The sequence below is a fragment of the Nocardia sp. 852002-20019_SCH5090214 genome (assembly GCF_001665865.1).
Taxonomy (GTDB): Bacteria; Actinomycetota; Actinomycetes; order Mycobacteriales; family Mycobacteriaceae; genus Nocardia; species Nocardia nova.
On record NZ_LZMK01000378.1, the window covers coordinates 1 to 15,435 of the forward strand.

Here is a 15,435-nt window from a genome sequence, read left to right on the forward strand (position 1 = left end):
CCTCCGCCGCACCCTGCCCGCGTGCCGCGCCGGTGATCAACGCGACTTTGCCTGTGAGATCGACCATTCGACTTCTCCTCCTCGAAAATATGCCGAGATCCTGCGCCGCATGCGGCGTACTCGGCTCGCGGCAGTCTCGATGAGCGAGATCGGCGCGTGGTTCGGCTGTGACGGGTTCACTGATTCCGGAAGTGCGGGATGACCTTTTCGCCCCAGTGCCGGATCGTCTCGAGGCATGCCTCCTGAGGCACCGTGCCCATCTGGATCAGGCACAGGATCTCGTCGGCGCCGGCATCGCGCAGGCGTTCGACGTAGGCGATCGCGTCCTCCGGGCTGCCGTAGGCGTGGTCGGCGTTGAACACCGAGGTCGACCCCGCCTTCACCGGAATCTTGGCCTCGTGCAGGTAGGCGACGTGTTCGTCGGCGGCCTCCTTGATCCGCGCCACCTCGTCCACGGTGGGATCCACGGCCTCGTCCGGCACCGGGCCCGCGCCGTAGTAGTGCTTGATCGACTGCGCGAAGAACCGCTGGCCGCGCGCGCCGATCTGCTGCGCCCGCTCCCGGTCGTCGAGCACGATGGTGGGGCACAGGGCGGCGAAGTGGTCGTTGGTCACCGTCGAGACGAACCGCTCACCGGTGCGGGCCGCGATCGCCTCGTCGTAGGTGCGGCGCAGTTCCGCGATTTCCGCCACACCCGCGAAACCCAGTACCAGAGCGCCGATTCCGTAGTCGGCGGCCAGCTTCAGGGTGTCTTTCTTGGTGCATGCCATGAACAGCGGCGGATGCGGTCGCTGCACCGGACGCGGCAGCAGCGCGTGCGGCTCGATGTCGAGCAGGTCGCCGTGATACTCGAAGTCGCCTTCGGGTTCTTGCCACGCGGTGCCGATCATCCGCAGCGACTCCTCGACCTCGGCATAGGTGCGTGCCGGGTCCACCCCGCACATGGAGGTCTCGACCGGTGTCGCACCGCGCCCGGCCCCCAGATTCAGCCGGCCGCCGGAGAGCACGTCCAGCATCGCCGCACGCTCGGCCGCGCGCACCGGATGGTTGAAGTTGAAGGGCATGCACACCACGCCGTGGCCGATCCGGATGCGCTGTGTCTTGGCCGCCACCCAGGTCAGGAAGATCTCGGGGGCGCTCATATGCGCGTACCACTTGAGCCCGTGGTGCTCGACGGCCCAGACGGTGTCGAAGCCCATCTCGTCGGCCAGCACGGCTTGCTCCACACAGTCGCGCAGCACCTGCGCCTCGTGCTCGGCGGTCGGATCGGTCATCTGGGCTTCGAAGATCATCGAGAACTTCATCCGCGTGCTCCCTGTCGTCGCGAGTATGCCTAATCGAAATAGTCCTTTCCGGACCCGCACTGGTCAGCCCGAAGTCCCGCTGGTCGGGACCGCGTCGTGTCGGCGCGGCCGAGCGGCCATAGCGTCGAATGCAACGACGGGGAAGAAGGACGGATGACACAGGAATTCGAATTCGACGTGGTGGTCGTCGGCTCGGGCGCGGCCGGTATGACCGCGGCATTGACCGCCGCCTATCGCGGGCTGTCGGTGACGCTGATCGAGAAGAGCCGCAGCTTCGGCGGATCCACCGCGCGCTCCGGTGGCGGTATCTGGATCCCGAACAATCCGGTGTTGCAGGCCGCGGGTGTGCCGGACAGTCCCGAACTGGCTCGGACATATCTGAAAGCCGTTGTGGGCGACCGCGTTCCGGAGGAAAAGCAGCGTGCCTTCCTCGATCACGGGCCGGAGATGATGCGCTACATCGGGGCGCGCAGCAAGTACTGGCAGTTCGTCTACGACCGCGGCTACTCCGACTACCACCCCGAATTCCCGGGCGGGCTGGCTCAGGGACGCAGCATCGAACCGGCTCCGATCGACGGCCGGCTGCTCGGTGGTGATCTGCACAAGATCAACCAGCCCACCATGTCGGGGCCGAAGGGAATCGCCTTCACCGTCAGCGACTTCCACGATCTGAACATGATCGCCCGCACCTGGGCGGGTAAGCGCACCGCGATGAAGGTGGGGGCGCAGGCCGTGGCGAACAAGCTGCGCGGCCGGCTGCCGCTGAGCCTGGGCAAGGCCCTGGCCGCGCGGCTGTGGCTGTCACTGCGCGACGCCGGGGTGCCGGTTTGGCTGAACACCCCGCTGACCGAGCTGGTCGCCGAGGCCGGCGCGGTGGTCGGGGTGCGCGCCGAACACCAGGGCGTTCCGGTGCTGATCAAGGCGCGTCGCGGCGTGGTGCTGGCGGCGGGCGGTTTCGAACACAACCTGGAGATGCGCAAGCAGTACATCTCCGGGCCGCAGTCCACCGACTGGACGGTCGGCGCCACCGAGAACGTCGGCGAGGGCATCGTCGCGGGCCAGAAGGCGGGCGGCGCGGTCGATCTCATGGACGACGCGTGGTGGGGACCCTCGGTGCGCAACCCCGAGGGGCCGCCGTTCTTCTGCCTGGCCGAACGCGCGCAACCCGGCGGCATCATGGTCAATCACGCCGGGGAACGGTTCGTCAACGAGTCGGCGCCGTATGTGAATGTCGTGCACACCATGTACGAGCGGCAGGCCGCAGGGGTGGACCACATCCCGGCGTACTTCATCATGGATCAGACCTTCCGGGACCGGTATCTGTTCCTCGGCAATTTCCCGAGGCGCCCGATTCCGCGGAAGTATCTCGACGCCGGAATCATCACCCAGGCCGATACCCTCGAGCAGCTGGCGAACAAGATCGGCGTTCCCGCGGCGGCGTTGGCGGCCACGGTGCAGCGCTTCAACGGTTTCGCCCGCAGCGGGCGCGACGAGGATTACGGTCGCGGCGATTCCGCCTACGACCGGTATTACGGCGATCCCACCGTGCAGCCGAATCCCTGTCTGGCCCCGCTCGAGCGAGGGCCGTTCTACGCCGTGGAAATGGTGCCGGGCGACCTGGGCACCAAGGGCGGGCTGTGCACCGACGAATATGCCCGCGTGCTCGACGAACAGAACGCGCCGGTCGCGGGTTTGTATGCCGCGGGCAACAATTCGGCGTCGGTCATGGGTAACGACTACGCGGGCGCGGGCGCGACGATCGGGCCCGCCATGGTCTTCGGGTACATCGCCGCCAACCATCTCGCCGACGCCCGCGAACCGCAGACCGCGGCCGCCGCATCGGCCTCGAAGCGGGTGACCAACGGCCGCAAGCCCGCCGCACGCACGGGACAGGAGTGACCATGGGCAGGATCGACGGTAAAACGGTCGTCGTCACCGGCGGAGCCCGGGGAATGGGCGCGGCGTTCGCGCAGCGGCTCGTCTCCGAAGGCGCCTCCGTCGTGATCACCGATGTGCTGGCGGAGGAGGGCAAGCACACCGCCGCACGACTGGGCGATGCGGCGCTGTTCCTCACCCACGACGTGACCGACGAAGCCGCGTGGAACGACGTTGTCGCGCAGGCGGAATCGGCGTTCGGACCAGTATCGGGCCTGGTCAACAATGCTGGCATCGTGCATGTGGATCCGATCGAAACCCTCGCCGAAGCCGACTACCGCAAGGTGATCGACGTCAATCAGGTCGGTGTCTTCCTGGGTATGAAGGCCGTTGTCGGATCGATGCGGCGGGCCGGTGGCGGGTCGATCGTGAACATCTCCTCGGTCGGCGGGATCATCGGCTTCTCCAACATCCTCGGTTACACCGCCTCCAAATGGGCGGTGCGCGGCATGACCAAAACCGCGGCACAAGAGTTCGGCCCCATGGGAATTCGCGTCAACTCGGTGCATCCGGGTGTGGTGATGACCGAAATGACGACCGATTCGGCGCGGTCGAATTCGATGTTCCACGATCAGCCGTTGGCGCGTCCCGGCACTCCCGAGGAATTGGCGAATCTCGTGCTGTTCCTCATTTCCGACGAGTCCGGTTACAGCACCGGTTCGGAATTCGTCGCCGACGGCGGATTCACCTCCCACTGACACAAAGGATTTCCGCGGTGAAGAATTTCGCAGGTAAGACCGCCGTGATCACCGGCGCCGGCGCCGGCATCGGCCGTGCGGTGGCATTGGAGCTGGCCGGCCACGGCGCGCGCCTGGCCCTGTCCGGCCGCAATATCGACAATGTCGCCGAGACCGCCGCACTGTGTGAGAAGAAGGGCGCACACGCTCGCGCCTACCGTCTCGACGTCACCGACCGCGACGCGGTGTACGCCCACGCCGACCAGGTGGCCGGCGATTTCGGTGGGGTGAACATCGTGGTCAACAACGCGGGTGTGTCGCTGACCGCCAGCACCGAAGAGGTCAGCTGGGACGATTTCGAATGGATCGTCAACATCAACTTCTGGGGCGTGGCCTACGGGACGAAAGCCTTTCTTCCGCACGTGATCGCGTCCGGTGACGGCGCGATCGTCAATGTGTCGAGTATGTTCGGCCTGGCCGCGTGCCCGACCCAGGGTGCCTACAACGCGACGAAGTTCGCGATCCGGGGCTTCACCGACGCGTTGCGCCAGGAGATGAAGATCGCCGGGCACAACGTCGCGGTGAGCTGCGTCCATCCCGGCATGATTCGGACCGAGATCGCGTGGAAGGCGCGCGCGGGCGCCACCCGGGACCGCGATGCGCTGGCCGCCAACTTCGACCGGCTCGCCAAGACCAGTCCGGAGCAGGCCGCCAAGGCGATCGTCGACGGCATTCGCAAGGACAAGGCGAAGGTGCTGATCGGCAACGACGCCCGGATGATCGACCTGCTGCCGCGGATCTTCGGTTCCGGATATCAGAAGATCCTCACCGCGCAGATGCGCAACGAAGTCGGCAAGTAGCCCACTCGCGGCCGGGCCGGCGATCACCGGCCCGGCCGCGAACATCATTGCGCGCAACGTAATCGGCGCTTGTGCACCTTTCCCGCGGGAGTGCGAGGCAACCGGTCGAGGATCCGCACCGTGCGCGGAATCTTGTATCCGGCCAACCGGGTGCGACACCACGCGAGCAGATCGTCCGCGTCGAACGGCGCCGTCCCGGAGGGCACCACGAAGGCGGCGCCGACCTCTCCGAGGCGCTCGTCGGGTACGCCGACGACCGCGACCTCGGCGATCCCCGGAAAGCCGCGCAATGTCTGTTCGACCTCGGCCGGAGAGACGTTGAAACCGCCGACGATGAACATATCCTCGAGCCGATCGGTGACCCGCAGATAACCGTCGGAGTCGAGAGCGCCGACGTCACCGGTATGCAGCCACCCCCGCGGATCGACCGCGGCGGCAGTGGCGTCCGCGTCGTCGAGATATCCGTCCATCACATTCGGGCCGCGCACCACGATCCGGCCCGGCGTACCGACCGGCACCTCGCGACCATCGGTACCCAGGATGCGAATTTCGCTGCCCGGCAGAGCTTTACCCACGGTGTGGGCGGTGCGCTCGATATCCGTGCCGGGCGGGCAGACCGCGACCACGCCGACGGATTCGGTGAGACCGTAGGCGGTGAACACCTGATCGGCGCCGAGGTCGGCGCGCATCCGGGCGATCAGCTCCGCCGGGATCGCCGTGCCGCCGGTGCCGGCCAGTCGCAGCTCCGGGTAGGACCGCTCCACCGCGAGCAGATCGGTGAACACCGTCGGCGGGCCGGCGAGTACGGTGATTCGCTCGGCCGTCATGAGATCCGCCGCGGATCGTGGATCGAACACCGCCACCGGAAACATGGTGGCCGCCCGCAACAGGCAGGCGACGATGCCCGCCTTGTATCCGAAGGTGTGCGAGAACGGATTGACCAGCAGGCAGCGATCACCGTGGCGCAAGGTGACCGCGCTCGCCCACCGATCCAGCACGGCCAGGGTTTGCCGATGGGTCGTCAGGACTCCCTTGGGCGTGCCGGTCGTGCCGGAGGTGAACAGAATGTCGGAGACTGCTTCCGCAGATACCGCGTCGGTGCGGGACCGCGCGTCCGACAACGGGATTCGCTCGGCTCCGGCCAGGAACGCCCGCCAGCCGGTCGGTGCGCTGCCCGACCGGCACCCGGCCGGGGACGACTGGGCACCGGTTCCGGCGGAGTCCCGATGCGACCCCGATGCTCCGGCGGATGCGAGCACATCGTCGGCTGTCTGTCGATCCGCCGCTGTGCGGCGGGAGTAGGCGATCTCGGTCGCGGCGCCGGTGCTGTCCGTCGTGCGCGTGTCGGACAGCAGGACCGTGAAATCCAGGATCGGCAGGACGCCCTGATCCGTGAGCAGGCTCGGATAGTCGATTCCCAGAAATCCGCGCACCGTGAACAGCCCACGGCATCGGGTGCGGCGCAGAATGTCCGCCGCTTCCGGTCCGCGCAGCCGGGTGCCGATCGGGACCAGGGTGGCCCCCGCGCCGAGCAGGCCCAGTGCCGTCACGATCCAGCGCGCACTGTTGGGCGCCCAGATCGCGACGCGATCCCCGGCGGCCACGCCGCAGGCCATCGCCGCACGGGTCACCCGCGACGCCTCGACGTGGAGTTCGGCGTAGGTGAGGCGGGTCCGGCCCTCGACGATCGCGACGGTCGACCCGTTCCGGCGTGCCTGTTCGGATACCAGAGCCGGGATCGTCGTCCACGCTGTCGGAAATTCCGGCTCCGCCGTCATCTCTTCGCACACCATCGCTGTCCGGATATACCCTGTCGAACACACCTCGCCGGCCGCCGGTCGGGCGGTCCACGGCCCATGGTGCCGCAGGCAGGTGCCGCGCAGACCGTTCGCACACCGCGAGTCCCGGTCAGTGGTATCGCGCGCGCACCGGCGGGTCCGGCATCCGCTGAGCGGGACCATCGCTACTGGCCCGAGCCGGTCGGCGGCACTCTCGAAGGATGACCGGGGCGGCAGGGGGTTCGATGCCTCGATGGATGGACCGAAGGAGTGACATGACCGCGGGTGCGGAGCTGGCCCAACGATCCGAGACCGTCGTCGGACTGGACGGCAACTGCCCGTTGTCGCGGGACCGGATAGGTGGCAAGGCCTGGAGTATCAACCACATGAGCGGGCTCGGGTTGCCGGTGCCTCCGGCATTCGTGCTCACCACCGACGCGTGGCGTGATTTCACCGAGCGGGGCGCGATCGCCGACGATATCTGGCGTGCGGTCTGCGACGGCGTCGCCATGCTCGAACACGGCACCGGCCGCACCTTCGGCTCGATCCGCCGACCGCTACTGGTATCCGTGCGCTCGGGCGCGGCCGTGAGCATGCCCGGCATGATGGACACCGTTCTCAACCTCGGCATCAACGACGGCGTCGAACAGGCGCTCGCCGCGGCGACCGGCAGCGCCGGCTATGCCGCCGACACGCATCGGCGCTTCCGGGCGCAATATCGCGAGACGGTGCTGCAGACGCCCGAGGGCGTGGTGCCGGCGGACCCGTGGGAACAGCTGCGCGCGGCGATCACCGCGGTGTTCCGGTCGTGGGATTCGGTGCGCGCCAAGGCGTATCGACGCAACCGCGGCGTGTCCGACGACCTCGGCACCGCGGTCACCGTGCAGGCGATGGTGTTCGGCAACCTCGACGACGCGTCCGGCACAGGCGTGCTGTTCAGCCGCAACCCGAACACCGGTGACGGGCCGGCCTACGGGGAATGGCTGGTCGGTGGGCAGGGCGAGGATGTGGTGTCCGGCCGCACCACGCCGCGGCCGCTGAGCGACCTCGCCGCCACCCAGCCACAGGTGCACGACCGGCTGATCGCCGCCGCGGACCTGCTCGAACGCGACGGGCGCGATATCCAGGACATCGAATTCACCGTGGAATCGGGCACGCTGTGGATGCTGCAGTCGCGTCCGGCGAAGCGTTCGGCGCGGGCGGCGGTGCGGGCCGCTGTCGCGATGGCGGAGGAAGGGCTGATCACCCCGGAGGAGGCACTGCGGCGGGTCGGAGCCGACCAGATTCGCGTCGTCCTGCAGCCCGCGACCACGGCGGCGGGTGCGGGCGAAGCGCTGGCTCGCGGCGAATCGGCCTGTCCCGGTTTGGCTTTCGGTGTCGCGGTCGCGGACCCCGACGAGGCCGAGGCGCGCGCGGCGGCGGGGGAGGACGTCGTCCTCGTCCGGCCGACGACCAGTCCCGATGATCTGCCCGGCATGATCGCGGCCCGTGCGGTGGTCACCGAATTGGGTGGTACCACCTCGCATGCCGCTCTGGTGAGCCGGGAACTCGGGCGGCCGTGTGTCGTCGGATGCGGCCCGGGTGTTGTGGACGCGCTCGCGGGGCGCACTGTCACCGTCGACGGCGGCGCCGGCGTGGTGTGGGCGGGCGAGGTCGCCGGTGGAGATGTGGACGGCGCGGTCCTCGACGATGTGCGCAGGCTCGCTGAATGGGCGGACGTGGCACCCGATGAACTCGCGGGGACGCTCGCCGGTGACGCGGAAGTCGTTGTGGCAGAAGGTGTTGTCCGAACCGTGAGTGAACTGGAACTGCTGCGGCTGATCGGGGTGAAGGGCCGGGTGCGCGGTGACGCGGTGGCCGCGAGCCTGGGCGGCGACGCGGACGAGGTGAGCGCGCGCTGCGCGGATCTGGTGGCCGGCGGTTTGTGCGCCGACACGCCCGCGGGTGTGCGGTTGACACCCGATGGGCGAAATCGCCTGGTCGAGTTGCTGATCGCCGAACGCGGCGGGGTCGACACCGCCGCCATGACCGCCGCCTACGAGGACTTCTGCGTGGTCAACGCGGAGCTGAAGCAGATCGTGACCGCATGGCAGATGAAGGATGCGGCCACACCCAACGACCACGGCGACGCCGAATACGATGCGGCGGTGCTGGACCGGCTCACCGACCTGCACACCCGGGTGCGGCCGCTGGCCGAGCGGCTGGGATCGATCGCGCCGCGGCTGGCCCGGTACCGCGAACGGCTGGAGACGGCCGTCGAGCGGATCGCCGACGGTGACCACGCCTGGGTGGCGCGGCCGATCATGGACAGCTATCACACCGTGTGGTTCGAACTGCACGAAGATCTGATCGGGTTGTGCGGACTCAGCCGTGCCGACGAAGCGGCGGCCGGCCGTGCCGAGTAATCCGATCGTCCGGGAATTCGACGCGACCCGGCGCTGGGTCGACTTCGAGGAAATCGACAACGTCCGCGATCTCGGCGGGCTGCCGGTCGGCGGCGGTACGACGCGATTCGGCGTGGCGCTGCGGTCGAGCACCCTGCAGCAGGCGACCGAGGCGGATGTGGCGTTGCTCCTGGGCTCGGTCGGGATGCGCACCCTGATCGACCTGCGGCTACCCGACGAGGTGGAGCGGGAAGGCTACGGCCTCCTGGCCACCGCGGCGATCGAGAAGGTGAACCTGCCGGTCCGCAAATCGGCGCAATCCTCGCTCGCCGCACGGGATCTGGTGCCGGACAAGACCCGCGTGGATCTGGCGCAGCTGTACGGACAGCTGCTCGCCGGCAGTCCGGAGGAGATCGTCGCCGCGGCGCGGCTGGTCGCTGATGCCGACCGGCAGGCGGTCGTATTCCATTGCGCGGCAGGTAAGGATCGCACCGGAGTATTGGCGGCGGTACTGCTCGATGCGGTGGGGGTGGCGCCGGAGGTGATCGCCGCGGACTACGCCCTCACCAACGAGCGGATGACGCGGGTCCGCAACCGGCTCGACGCGCTGAACTCCTATGCCGGGCTGCCGCCGACGAGCACCGGGATCCTGGCTGTCGAAGCGGCCGTGATGCTGCGGTTCCTCGACGACCTGCGCCGCGACCACGGCGGTGCCGCCCGGTGGCTGCGCGAGCACGGGCTGACGGCCGAGGAGCTGACGATGTTGCGAGCCGCTCTGGTCACCGGGTGGTGAAGGCCCTCACCGCGAATAGTCGCGGAAGGTCATCACGAAGGCGGGTGCGGCAATCATGATGAGCAGGATGTAGGCCAGGACCTGCAGGCCGACATACGGCAGCTCGTGCACCCAGATACCCAGGAACAGAACGCCCAACAGCAGCACCACGCCGTAGAGCGGTGTTCGTTGCGGGTGGTCGCCCATACCCATGACTCCACGATACTCAGCCGGGCCGCCGTCCGACAGCGCTCGATGAGCCGCCGGCTCGAACCCTGCTGTGACCGGCGATCCATGGGAGAATCCGGAATCGACGATGGCCGACGCCGGGAGGAACCCATGCCCACCCAACCGTTGACCCAGCAGAACTTCGAGCAGGTGATCGCGAGCCATGCGATCGTGCTCGTCGACTTCTGGGCCTCCTGGTGCGGCTGGTGTACCCGCTTCGCTCCGATCTTCGCCGAATCCGCGGCCGCGCACCCGGAGATCGTGCACGCCACCGTGGACACCGAGGCCGAGCAGGCCCTTACCGCCGCCGCCCAGATCACCAGCTTGCCGACCCTCGTCGCCTTCCGCGAGGGCTTGCTCGTCTACTCCGATCCGGGCTTCCGGACCGCCGCCCAACTGGAAGAGGTCATCCAGCAGATCCGCTGGCTCGACATGGACGAGATGCGCCGGCAACTCGGCGCCCGGACCCCGGCCGTCCCCGCACCGAACCCGCCGATGGCCCGCGCCGGCGCCGCCACCGGCCGACCGCACTACGGCTGGCCGGGTCTGAACCCCGGCTAACCCTCCGCTGACCTGCGGTGACCGTCCACGTCGATGCGCCGCACCCGTGTGGCCCGGTATCGAAAGCTGTCCTGCTGTGCGGACTCGTAGTCGAATTCCACGCGATCGCCCGCGGCCAGCTCTCGAAAGCCCTCGCCCTCGATAGCGCTGAAGTGCACCCAGGCGTCGCAGCCGTCCGGGAGTTCCGCCGCGGCGATCGCGCCCCAGCCCTTCGCCGGACGGAAGAATTTCACGGTTCCGATCGCCATCGGTCCATGATGTCAGTCGCGACGGCGGTCATGACTACCTTCTTTCCTTGGAGGACAGTCTTTTTCGGGCATGACGGAGCGCCGGGCCGGGCGGTCGCCCGGTCCGGTCGTCGCAGGGAAGATCAGGCGGAGGTGCGGAACCGCCGGCGGTACGCGCCGGGGTTGGTACCCAGCCGTCGCAGGAACGCCCGGTGCAGGGTCTCCACCGAACCCAGTCCGGCGGACCGGGCTACGCGCGATAGCGGAAAGTCGCTGGTTTCCAGCAACCGCCGGGCCGACTCGACGCGCGCGGCTTCGACGTAGGCGGCCACGGTGAGCCCCATCTCCTGCCGGAACACCCGCGCGAAATGCCGCTCGCTCAGGCACATTCGGCTCGCCAGTGCGGCGGCGGACAAATCGGCGTCGAGATTTTCCGCGATGTAGGTACGCAGTTGTTCGATATCGCGGCGGGCCGGTGACGTCGAGCAGATCCACGTCCGGAAAGGCCGCGATAACCACACGATGCTTCGATGACATGGCTCCCATCCTCTGGGTTGCCCCGTGGCGATCGCAACGACGGATCACTGTCGGATCCGGTCATGTGCGCGGACGGAACGCCCACCCCGCTGCCGCGGCCAGCAATCCCATCGCCGCCATATAGAGCCAGCAGGCGCGGAAATCGGCGAGGTCGTAGCCCGCGGTGCGGGTGAGGATCGCGGTCAGCACGGCGACGCCGAGTGCCGACGCGGTCTGGCGCGCCATCATCAACGTGCCCGAACCCAGGGACAGTTGATCCGGCGGCAGCAACGACGAGGCGCCGAACAGCGGCGGTTGCAACAGGGCCGTACTGACGCCCGCGAGCACGGCTCCCGGCAGGAAGACCAGCGGATACGAAGCGCCGCAACCGCTCAGAGCGATCCACCACCCCGCGCCCGCCGCGATGGCGAGCCCACCCAGCGCGGCGGAGGCACGGGCGCCGATGCGAGCGACGAGGCGGCCGGACAGTGGTGACACCAGCAGGCAGCTGATCGGAATCGGTGCGATCCCCAGGCTGGCTCCCAGTTCGGAGTAGTGCCACTGCGCGGTGAGATACAGGGTGCCCGAGAGCAACAGGGCCGCGAAGGCCAGGTAGTAGCAGAACACGCCCAGGGTGGCGATGCGAAACATGCTGTGCCGCAACACAGCCGGACTGACCACCGGATCGGGATGGTGTCGCACGTGGTAGGTGAAGGCCGCCGCGAGTGCGACCGCTGCGGCCAGTGTCGCGACCGTGGCCGCCGACCCGTAGCCCCACGCCGCGGCTTGAACGAAGACGGTCGTCAGTGCCGCGGTGGCGCCGAGAATCAGTGCGGCGCCGAGCAGGTCGAGCCGGCGCCGCACCCGCGCCCGGATGTCGGGCAGTACCCGCCATCCGACAGCGAGCGCCGCCATCGTGATCGGCACGTTCAGCCAGAAGATCCACCGCCACCCCCATTCGAGCAGCAGACCGCCGATCACCGGGCCGCTACTGGCGCCCGCCGCGGCGATCGCGGTCCAGATCCCCATCACCGTCGGATGTTCACGAACGTCGAAGGAGGGCAACACGAGTCCGAGGCCGGTCGGAACCAGCAGCGCCGCCGCCGCGGCCTGCACGACCCGCGCGGCGATCAAGACCACCAGTGTCGGCGCGACCGCGCAGCCGATCGAGGCCACGCCGAAAAGTGTCATCCCGATGAGGAATCCACGTCGGCGGCCGGTGTCGTCGGCCAGACGGCCCGCGGGAACCAGCAGTGCGGCCATCACGATCGTGTAGGCGTTGAGCACCCACGACACGGTGTTCGGAGAGGCGCCGGCGAAGGAGGTCTGCAGGGTCGGGAAGGCGACGGTGACTGCGAAGAGGTCGAGAATCGCGAGAAATTGCGCGACGCTCGCCACCGCCAGAATCCGCCACCGCCGCGGCGATCGGGTGATCGGCATATCCGCGCGAACATTGGCCGTAATTGTCATGTATGCAACTATTCAGTCGCAGAACCATCGGATCGAGTGGCAGATTCGCCAACATGCGCTAGATTTCCGACATGACTGCCGAGGTGATGCGCGAATCCGGACACGCCGGAACAGTGGCGGTCGCGGTGGCGCCGGGTCAGCCGGTGTTCGAGGTCGCGATCCCGTACCAGGTGTTCTTCGAACCGCCGCCCGGGGTCGACGCCGAGCAGTGGTATCGACTGCGCATGTGCGGCCCCCGCGGCACCCGGCATGCGACGCTGCGCGATCCGTTCGTCACGCTGACCGATTACGACTACGACGATCTGATCGCGGCCGACACCGTGGTCGTCCCGGCGACCCCGAACGTGCGCGCGGAGCCACCCGCCGAATTGGTGGCGGCCGTGCGCGCGGCCTACGAGGCGGGAGCGCGCATCGCCGCATTGTGTTCGGGCGCTTTCGTTCTCGCGGCGGCCGGTCTGCTCGACGGGCGTCGCATGACCACACACTGGAAGCATGTCCCGGCCCTGCTGGAACGGTATCCGCACCTCGATGTCGACGCGAGCGTGCTCTACATCGACGACGGGCAGATTCTCACCAGCGCGGGAACCATGGCCGGGATGGATCTGTGTATCCACCTGATCCGCAAGGACCTCGGCTCCCGCGTCGCCAATGCCGCCGCGCGCGGACTGGTGGTGCCGCCGCACCGCGCGGGCGGGCAGGCGCAGTATCTGCGGAATCCGGTGCCGGTCGACGCGGCCGATCCGGGCGTGGCCGCGACCCTGCAGTGGGCGCTCACCCGGCTCGACACCGTACTGACCGTCGGTGACCTGGCCCGGCACAGCGGACTCAGCGAGCGCACCCTGGCCCGGCGATTCCATGCCGAACTGGGCACGACCCCGCTGCGCTGGCTGCTCACCCAGCGCATCATCCGAGCGCGAGAATTGCTGGAAACCACCGACCTCGCCGTCGACGTGGTGGCCGAGCGCTGTGGCCTGGGCAGTGCGGCGAATCTGCGCGCCCACTTCGGGCGTGAGGTGGGTGTGTCACCGAGCGAATACCGTCGGTCGCACCGGAGCAATCGGCACGAGGTGGTCGTGGCGGCGCAACAGGCGTAGACCGGTGCGCCGGCAGCGCAGGGGTCCGATGATCGTGACTAACCCTGCGCCGCGGCAATTCCCGCGCGGCGGCCGAAGAACGTCCCGTCACCGAGCGACGTCCCGCTGATATATCCCTGCCCGTGCAGATTGACCGCCGCGCGGCCGGCGGCGAACAGTCCGGGCATGACGGCGCCATCGATATCCAGGACCCGGCCGTGCCTGTCGGTGTGCAAACCGCCGAGCGTGAACACCGAGGCGCCGGTGCCGCGGCGGTCGCCGGCTTCGGCGGGCGGGCGAATGCCGGCGCGCACATCGATGGCCGCCAGCGGGGCGCGCAGCGGACGTAACCACCGCGCCGCCTTGTGTTGGTCGGGATCCGTTCCGGCAGCGGCGAATTCGTTGTAGCGGCACAGTGTGGCCGCCAATGCGCCCGGCGGCAGATCCATCGCGGCGCCGAGTTCGTCGGCGGTTTCGGCCAGATGGGTCGGCTGCACACCCCAGCGTTGTTCTTCCGGCACGGCCTCGAACGCTTCCTCGTCGACCACCACCCACACCCGCATACCCTGCGTGAACAACGCCGCCTGGCCGATGCGGCCCGGATAGGTGTCCTCGTTGACGAAGCGCTGTCCCTTGTCGTTCACCACGATTCCGCGCGCTGCCAGTCCGGGAATCAGGGAAATCCCCACCTGCCCCGTCGACATGTGCCGCACCGCCGCACCCGCGGCCTGCGCCATGCGGATGCCGCTGCCGTCGTCGGTACCGGCGCTGACCTTGGTATGGCCGAGCAGCAGCGGGGCGTGCGCGGCGAGCATCTCGTCGTTGTCGACGAATCCGCCGGTGGTGAGGACACATCCGCGCCGGACTCGAATCGTCAGTTCGCGGCCGTACTGCCGGGCGACCACGCCGGTGACCGTGCCGTCGCCGGCGAGAATCAGCGCGGTGGCGGCGGTGTCGAAAAGGGATGTCACACCGGCCGATTCGGTCGCCGCGCTGAGGCATTGCATCAGCAGGCGACCGCCGAAGTCGTTGGCGGTCGGCCGATGCCCGCGCGGGGCGGGACGGGCGATCTCGGTGAAGGGCCAGCTGTTCTCGCCGAGCCACATCAGGCCGTCGTCGGTGGGCGGCACCCACGCCGGGGCATCCCAGAGCGACGGTGCGAACGGCACGCCGCGGTCGACCAGCCAGTGGAAATGCTCGACACTGTGCTCGCAGTAGTCGGCGATCTTCGCGGTGTCGGCGCCGGGGCCGAGGGCGGCGGTCAGGTAGGCGGCCATATCGGCCGGGGTGTCGTCGAAGCCGCAGGCGGTTTGGATCGGGGTGCCCCCGCCGAGGTAGATCTCACCGCCCGACATCGCCGACGAGCCGCCCGGACCGCCCGCGCGATCGAGCACCAGGACTCGCGCTCCCGTGCGCGCGGCTTCGAATGCCGCTGCGGCACCGGCGCATCCGTATCCGACGACCAGCACGTCGGTGTCCAGGTCGTAGCGGGTGATCTCGGTCGACGATCGTGGCGTCACCGCGTGAACCGGCATGGTCTGCCTCTCCTCGGCGGCACGCCGCGCTCGACGGTGAGCGCGGCGTGCCGGTGGTCGGGTGCGGGTGGGCTCAGCGGCCCGGCTTGTCCAGCAACTTGGCCTTCAGGGCGTC

General features: G+C 68.7%; 14 protein-coding genes. 7 read left to right on the plus strand and 7 right to left on the minus strand.

All coding sequences use genetic code 11. From position 1 onward, the window contains the following. Positions 1–176: 176 nt before the first annotated feature. A complete protein-coding gene (locus A5780_RS31065; RefSeq protein WP_064906989.1) occupies positions 177–1,304 on the minus strand; it encodes an LLM class flavin-dependent oxidoreductase in 1,128 nt (375 codons plus the stop codon). 153 nt (positions 1,305–1,457) lie between these two features. On the opposite strand from A5780_RS31065, the gene kstD reads away from it, so the two are divergent. The 3 genes from kstD to A5780_RS31080 are packed head-to-tail and all read left to right on the plus strand — an operon-like array spanning position 1,458 to position 4,776. Beyond that, on the plus strand, positions 1,458–3,203 hold the full coding sequence (gene kstD, locus A5780_RS31070) for a 3-oxosteroid 1-dehydrogenase (protein ID WP_064910726.1): 1,746 nt from the start codon (positions 1,458–1,460) through the stop codon (positions 3,201–3,203). 2 nt (positions 3,204–3,205) lie between these two features. Further along, the gene (locus tag A5780_RS31075) at positions 3,206–3,937 is read left to right on the plus strand and encodes a glucose 1-dehydrogenase (protein ID WP_064910728.1); all 732 of its coding nucleotides are present in this window, start codon (positions 3,206–3,208) and stop codon (positions 3,935–3,937) included. 17 nt (positions 3,938–3,954) lie between these two features. Then, the gene (locus tag A5780_RS31080) at positions 3,955–4,776 is read left to right on the plus strand and encodes an SDR family oxidoreductase (RefSeq protein WP_063015496.1); all 822 of its coding nucleotides are present in this window, start codon (positions 3,955–3,957) and stop codon (positions 4,774–4,776) included. 44 nt (positions 4,777–4,820) lie between these two features. On the opposite strand, the gene A5780_RS31085 is transcribed toward A5780_RS31080, so the two are convergent. Further along, on the minus strand, positions 4,821–6,554 hold the full coding sequence (locus tag A5780_RS31085) for an AMP-binding protein (protein WP_197521923.1): 1,734 nt from the start codon (positions 6,552–6,554) through the stop codon (positions 4,821–4,823). A 275-nt stretch (positions 6,555–6,829) separates the two neighbouring features. Between A5780_RS31085 and A5780_RS31090 the strand changes: the two genes are divergently transcribed. Beyond that, entirely contained in the window at positions 6,830–8,959 is a 2,130-nt protein-coding gene (locus A5780_RS31090; RefSeq protein WP_064910732.1) for a pyruvate, phosphate dikinase, read from the plus strand. After that, complete coding sequence (locus A5780_RS31095; RefSeq protein ID WP_082976825.1) at positions 8,925–9,731, plus strand: tyrosine-protein phosphatase; 807 nt, start codon at positions 8,925–8,927, stop codon at positions 9,729–9,731. Before A5780_RS31090 ends, A5780_RS31095 begins: the two co-directional genes overlap by 35 nt. Before the next feature lie 6 nt (positions 9,732–9,737). On the opposite strand, the gene A5780_RS31100 is transcribed toward A5780_RS31095, so the two are convergent. Beyond that, positions 9,738–9,923: a hypothetical protein gene (locus A5780_RS31100; protein WP_063015500.1), complete on the minus strand. Its 186-nt coding sequence runs from the start codon at positions 9,921–9,923 to the stop codon at positions 9,738–9,740. 126 nt (positions 9,924–10,049) lie between these two features. On the opposite strand from A5780_RS31100, the gene A5780_RS31105 reads away from it, so the two are divergent. Then, the gene (locus A5780_RS31105; RefSeq protein ID WP_036522809.1) at positions 10,050–10,499 is read left to right on the plus strand and encodes a co-chaperone YbbN; all 450 of its coding nucleotides are present in this window, start codon (positions 10,050–10,052) and stop codon (positions 10,497–10,499) included. Here the strand turns inward: A5780_RS31105 and A5780_RS31110 are convergent. The 3 genes from A5780_RS31110 to A5780_RS31120 form a co-directional block, all read right to left on the minus strand. After that, the gene (locus A5780_RS31110; RefSeq protein WP_064906983.1) at positions 10,496–10,747 is read right to left on the minus strand and encodes a cold-shock protein; all 252 of its coding nucleotides are present in this window, start codon (positions 10,745–10,747) and stop codon (positions 10,496–10,498) included. The genes A5780_RS31105 and A5780_RS31110 overlap by 4 nt on opposite strands. 122 nt (positions 10,748–10,869) lie before the next feature. Further along, positions 10,870–11,247, minus strand: coding sequence for a helix-turn-helix domain-containing protein (locus A5780_RS40415; RefSeq protein WP_231983157.1), 378 nt, complete (start codon positions 11,245–11,247; stop codon positions 10,870–10,872). 76 nt (positions 11,248–11,323) lie between these two features. Further along, positions 11,324–12,712, minus strand: coding sequence for an MFS transporter (locus tag A5780_RS31120; RefSeq protein ID WP_231983158.1), 1,389 nt, complete (start codon positions 12,710–12,712; stop codon positions 11,324–11,326). Between the two features lie 71 nt (positions 12,713–12,783). Here A5780_RS31120 and A5780_RS31125 point away from each other — a divergent pair, with 71 nt between their 5' ends. Then, complete coding sequence (locus A5780_RS31125; RefSeq protein WP_218022043.1) at positions 12,784–13,806, plus strand: GlxA family transcriptional regulator; 1,023 nt, start codon at positions 12,784–12,786, stop codon at positions 13,804–13,806. A 38-nt stretch (positions 13,807–13,844) separates the two neighbouring features. Here the strand turns inward: A5780_RS31125 and A5780_RS31130 are convergent, their stop codons facing one another. Beyond that, a complete protein-coding gene (locus A5780_RS31130; RefSeq protein WP_064910734.1) occupies positions 13,845–15,320 on the minus strand; it encodes an FAD-dependent oxidoreductase in 1,476 nt (491 codons plus the stop codon). Positions 15,321–15,435 lie beyond the last annotated feature (115 nt).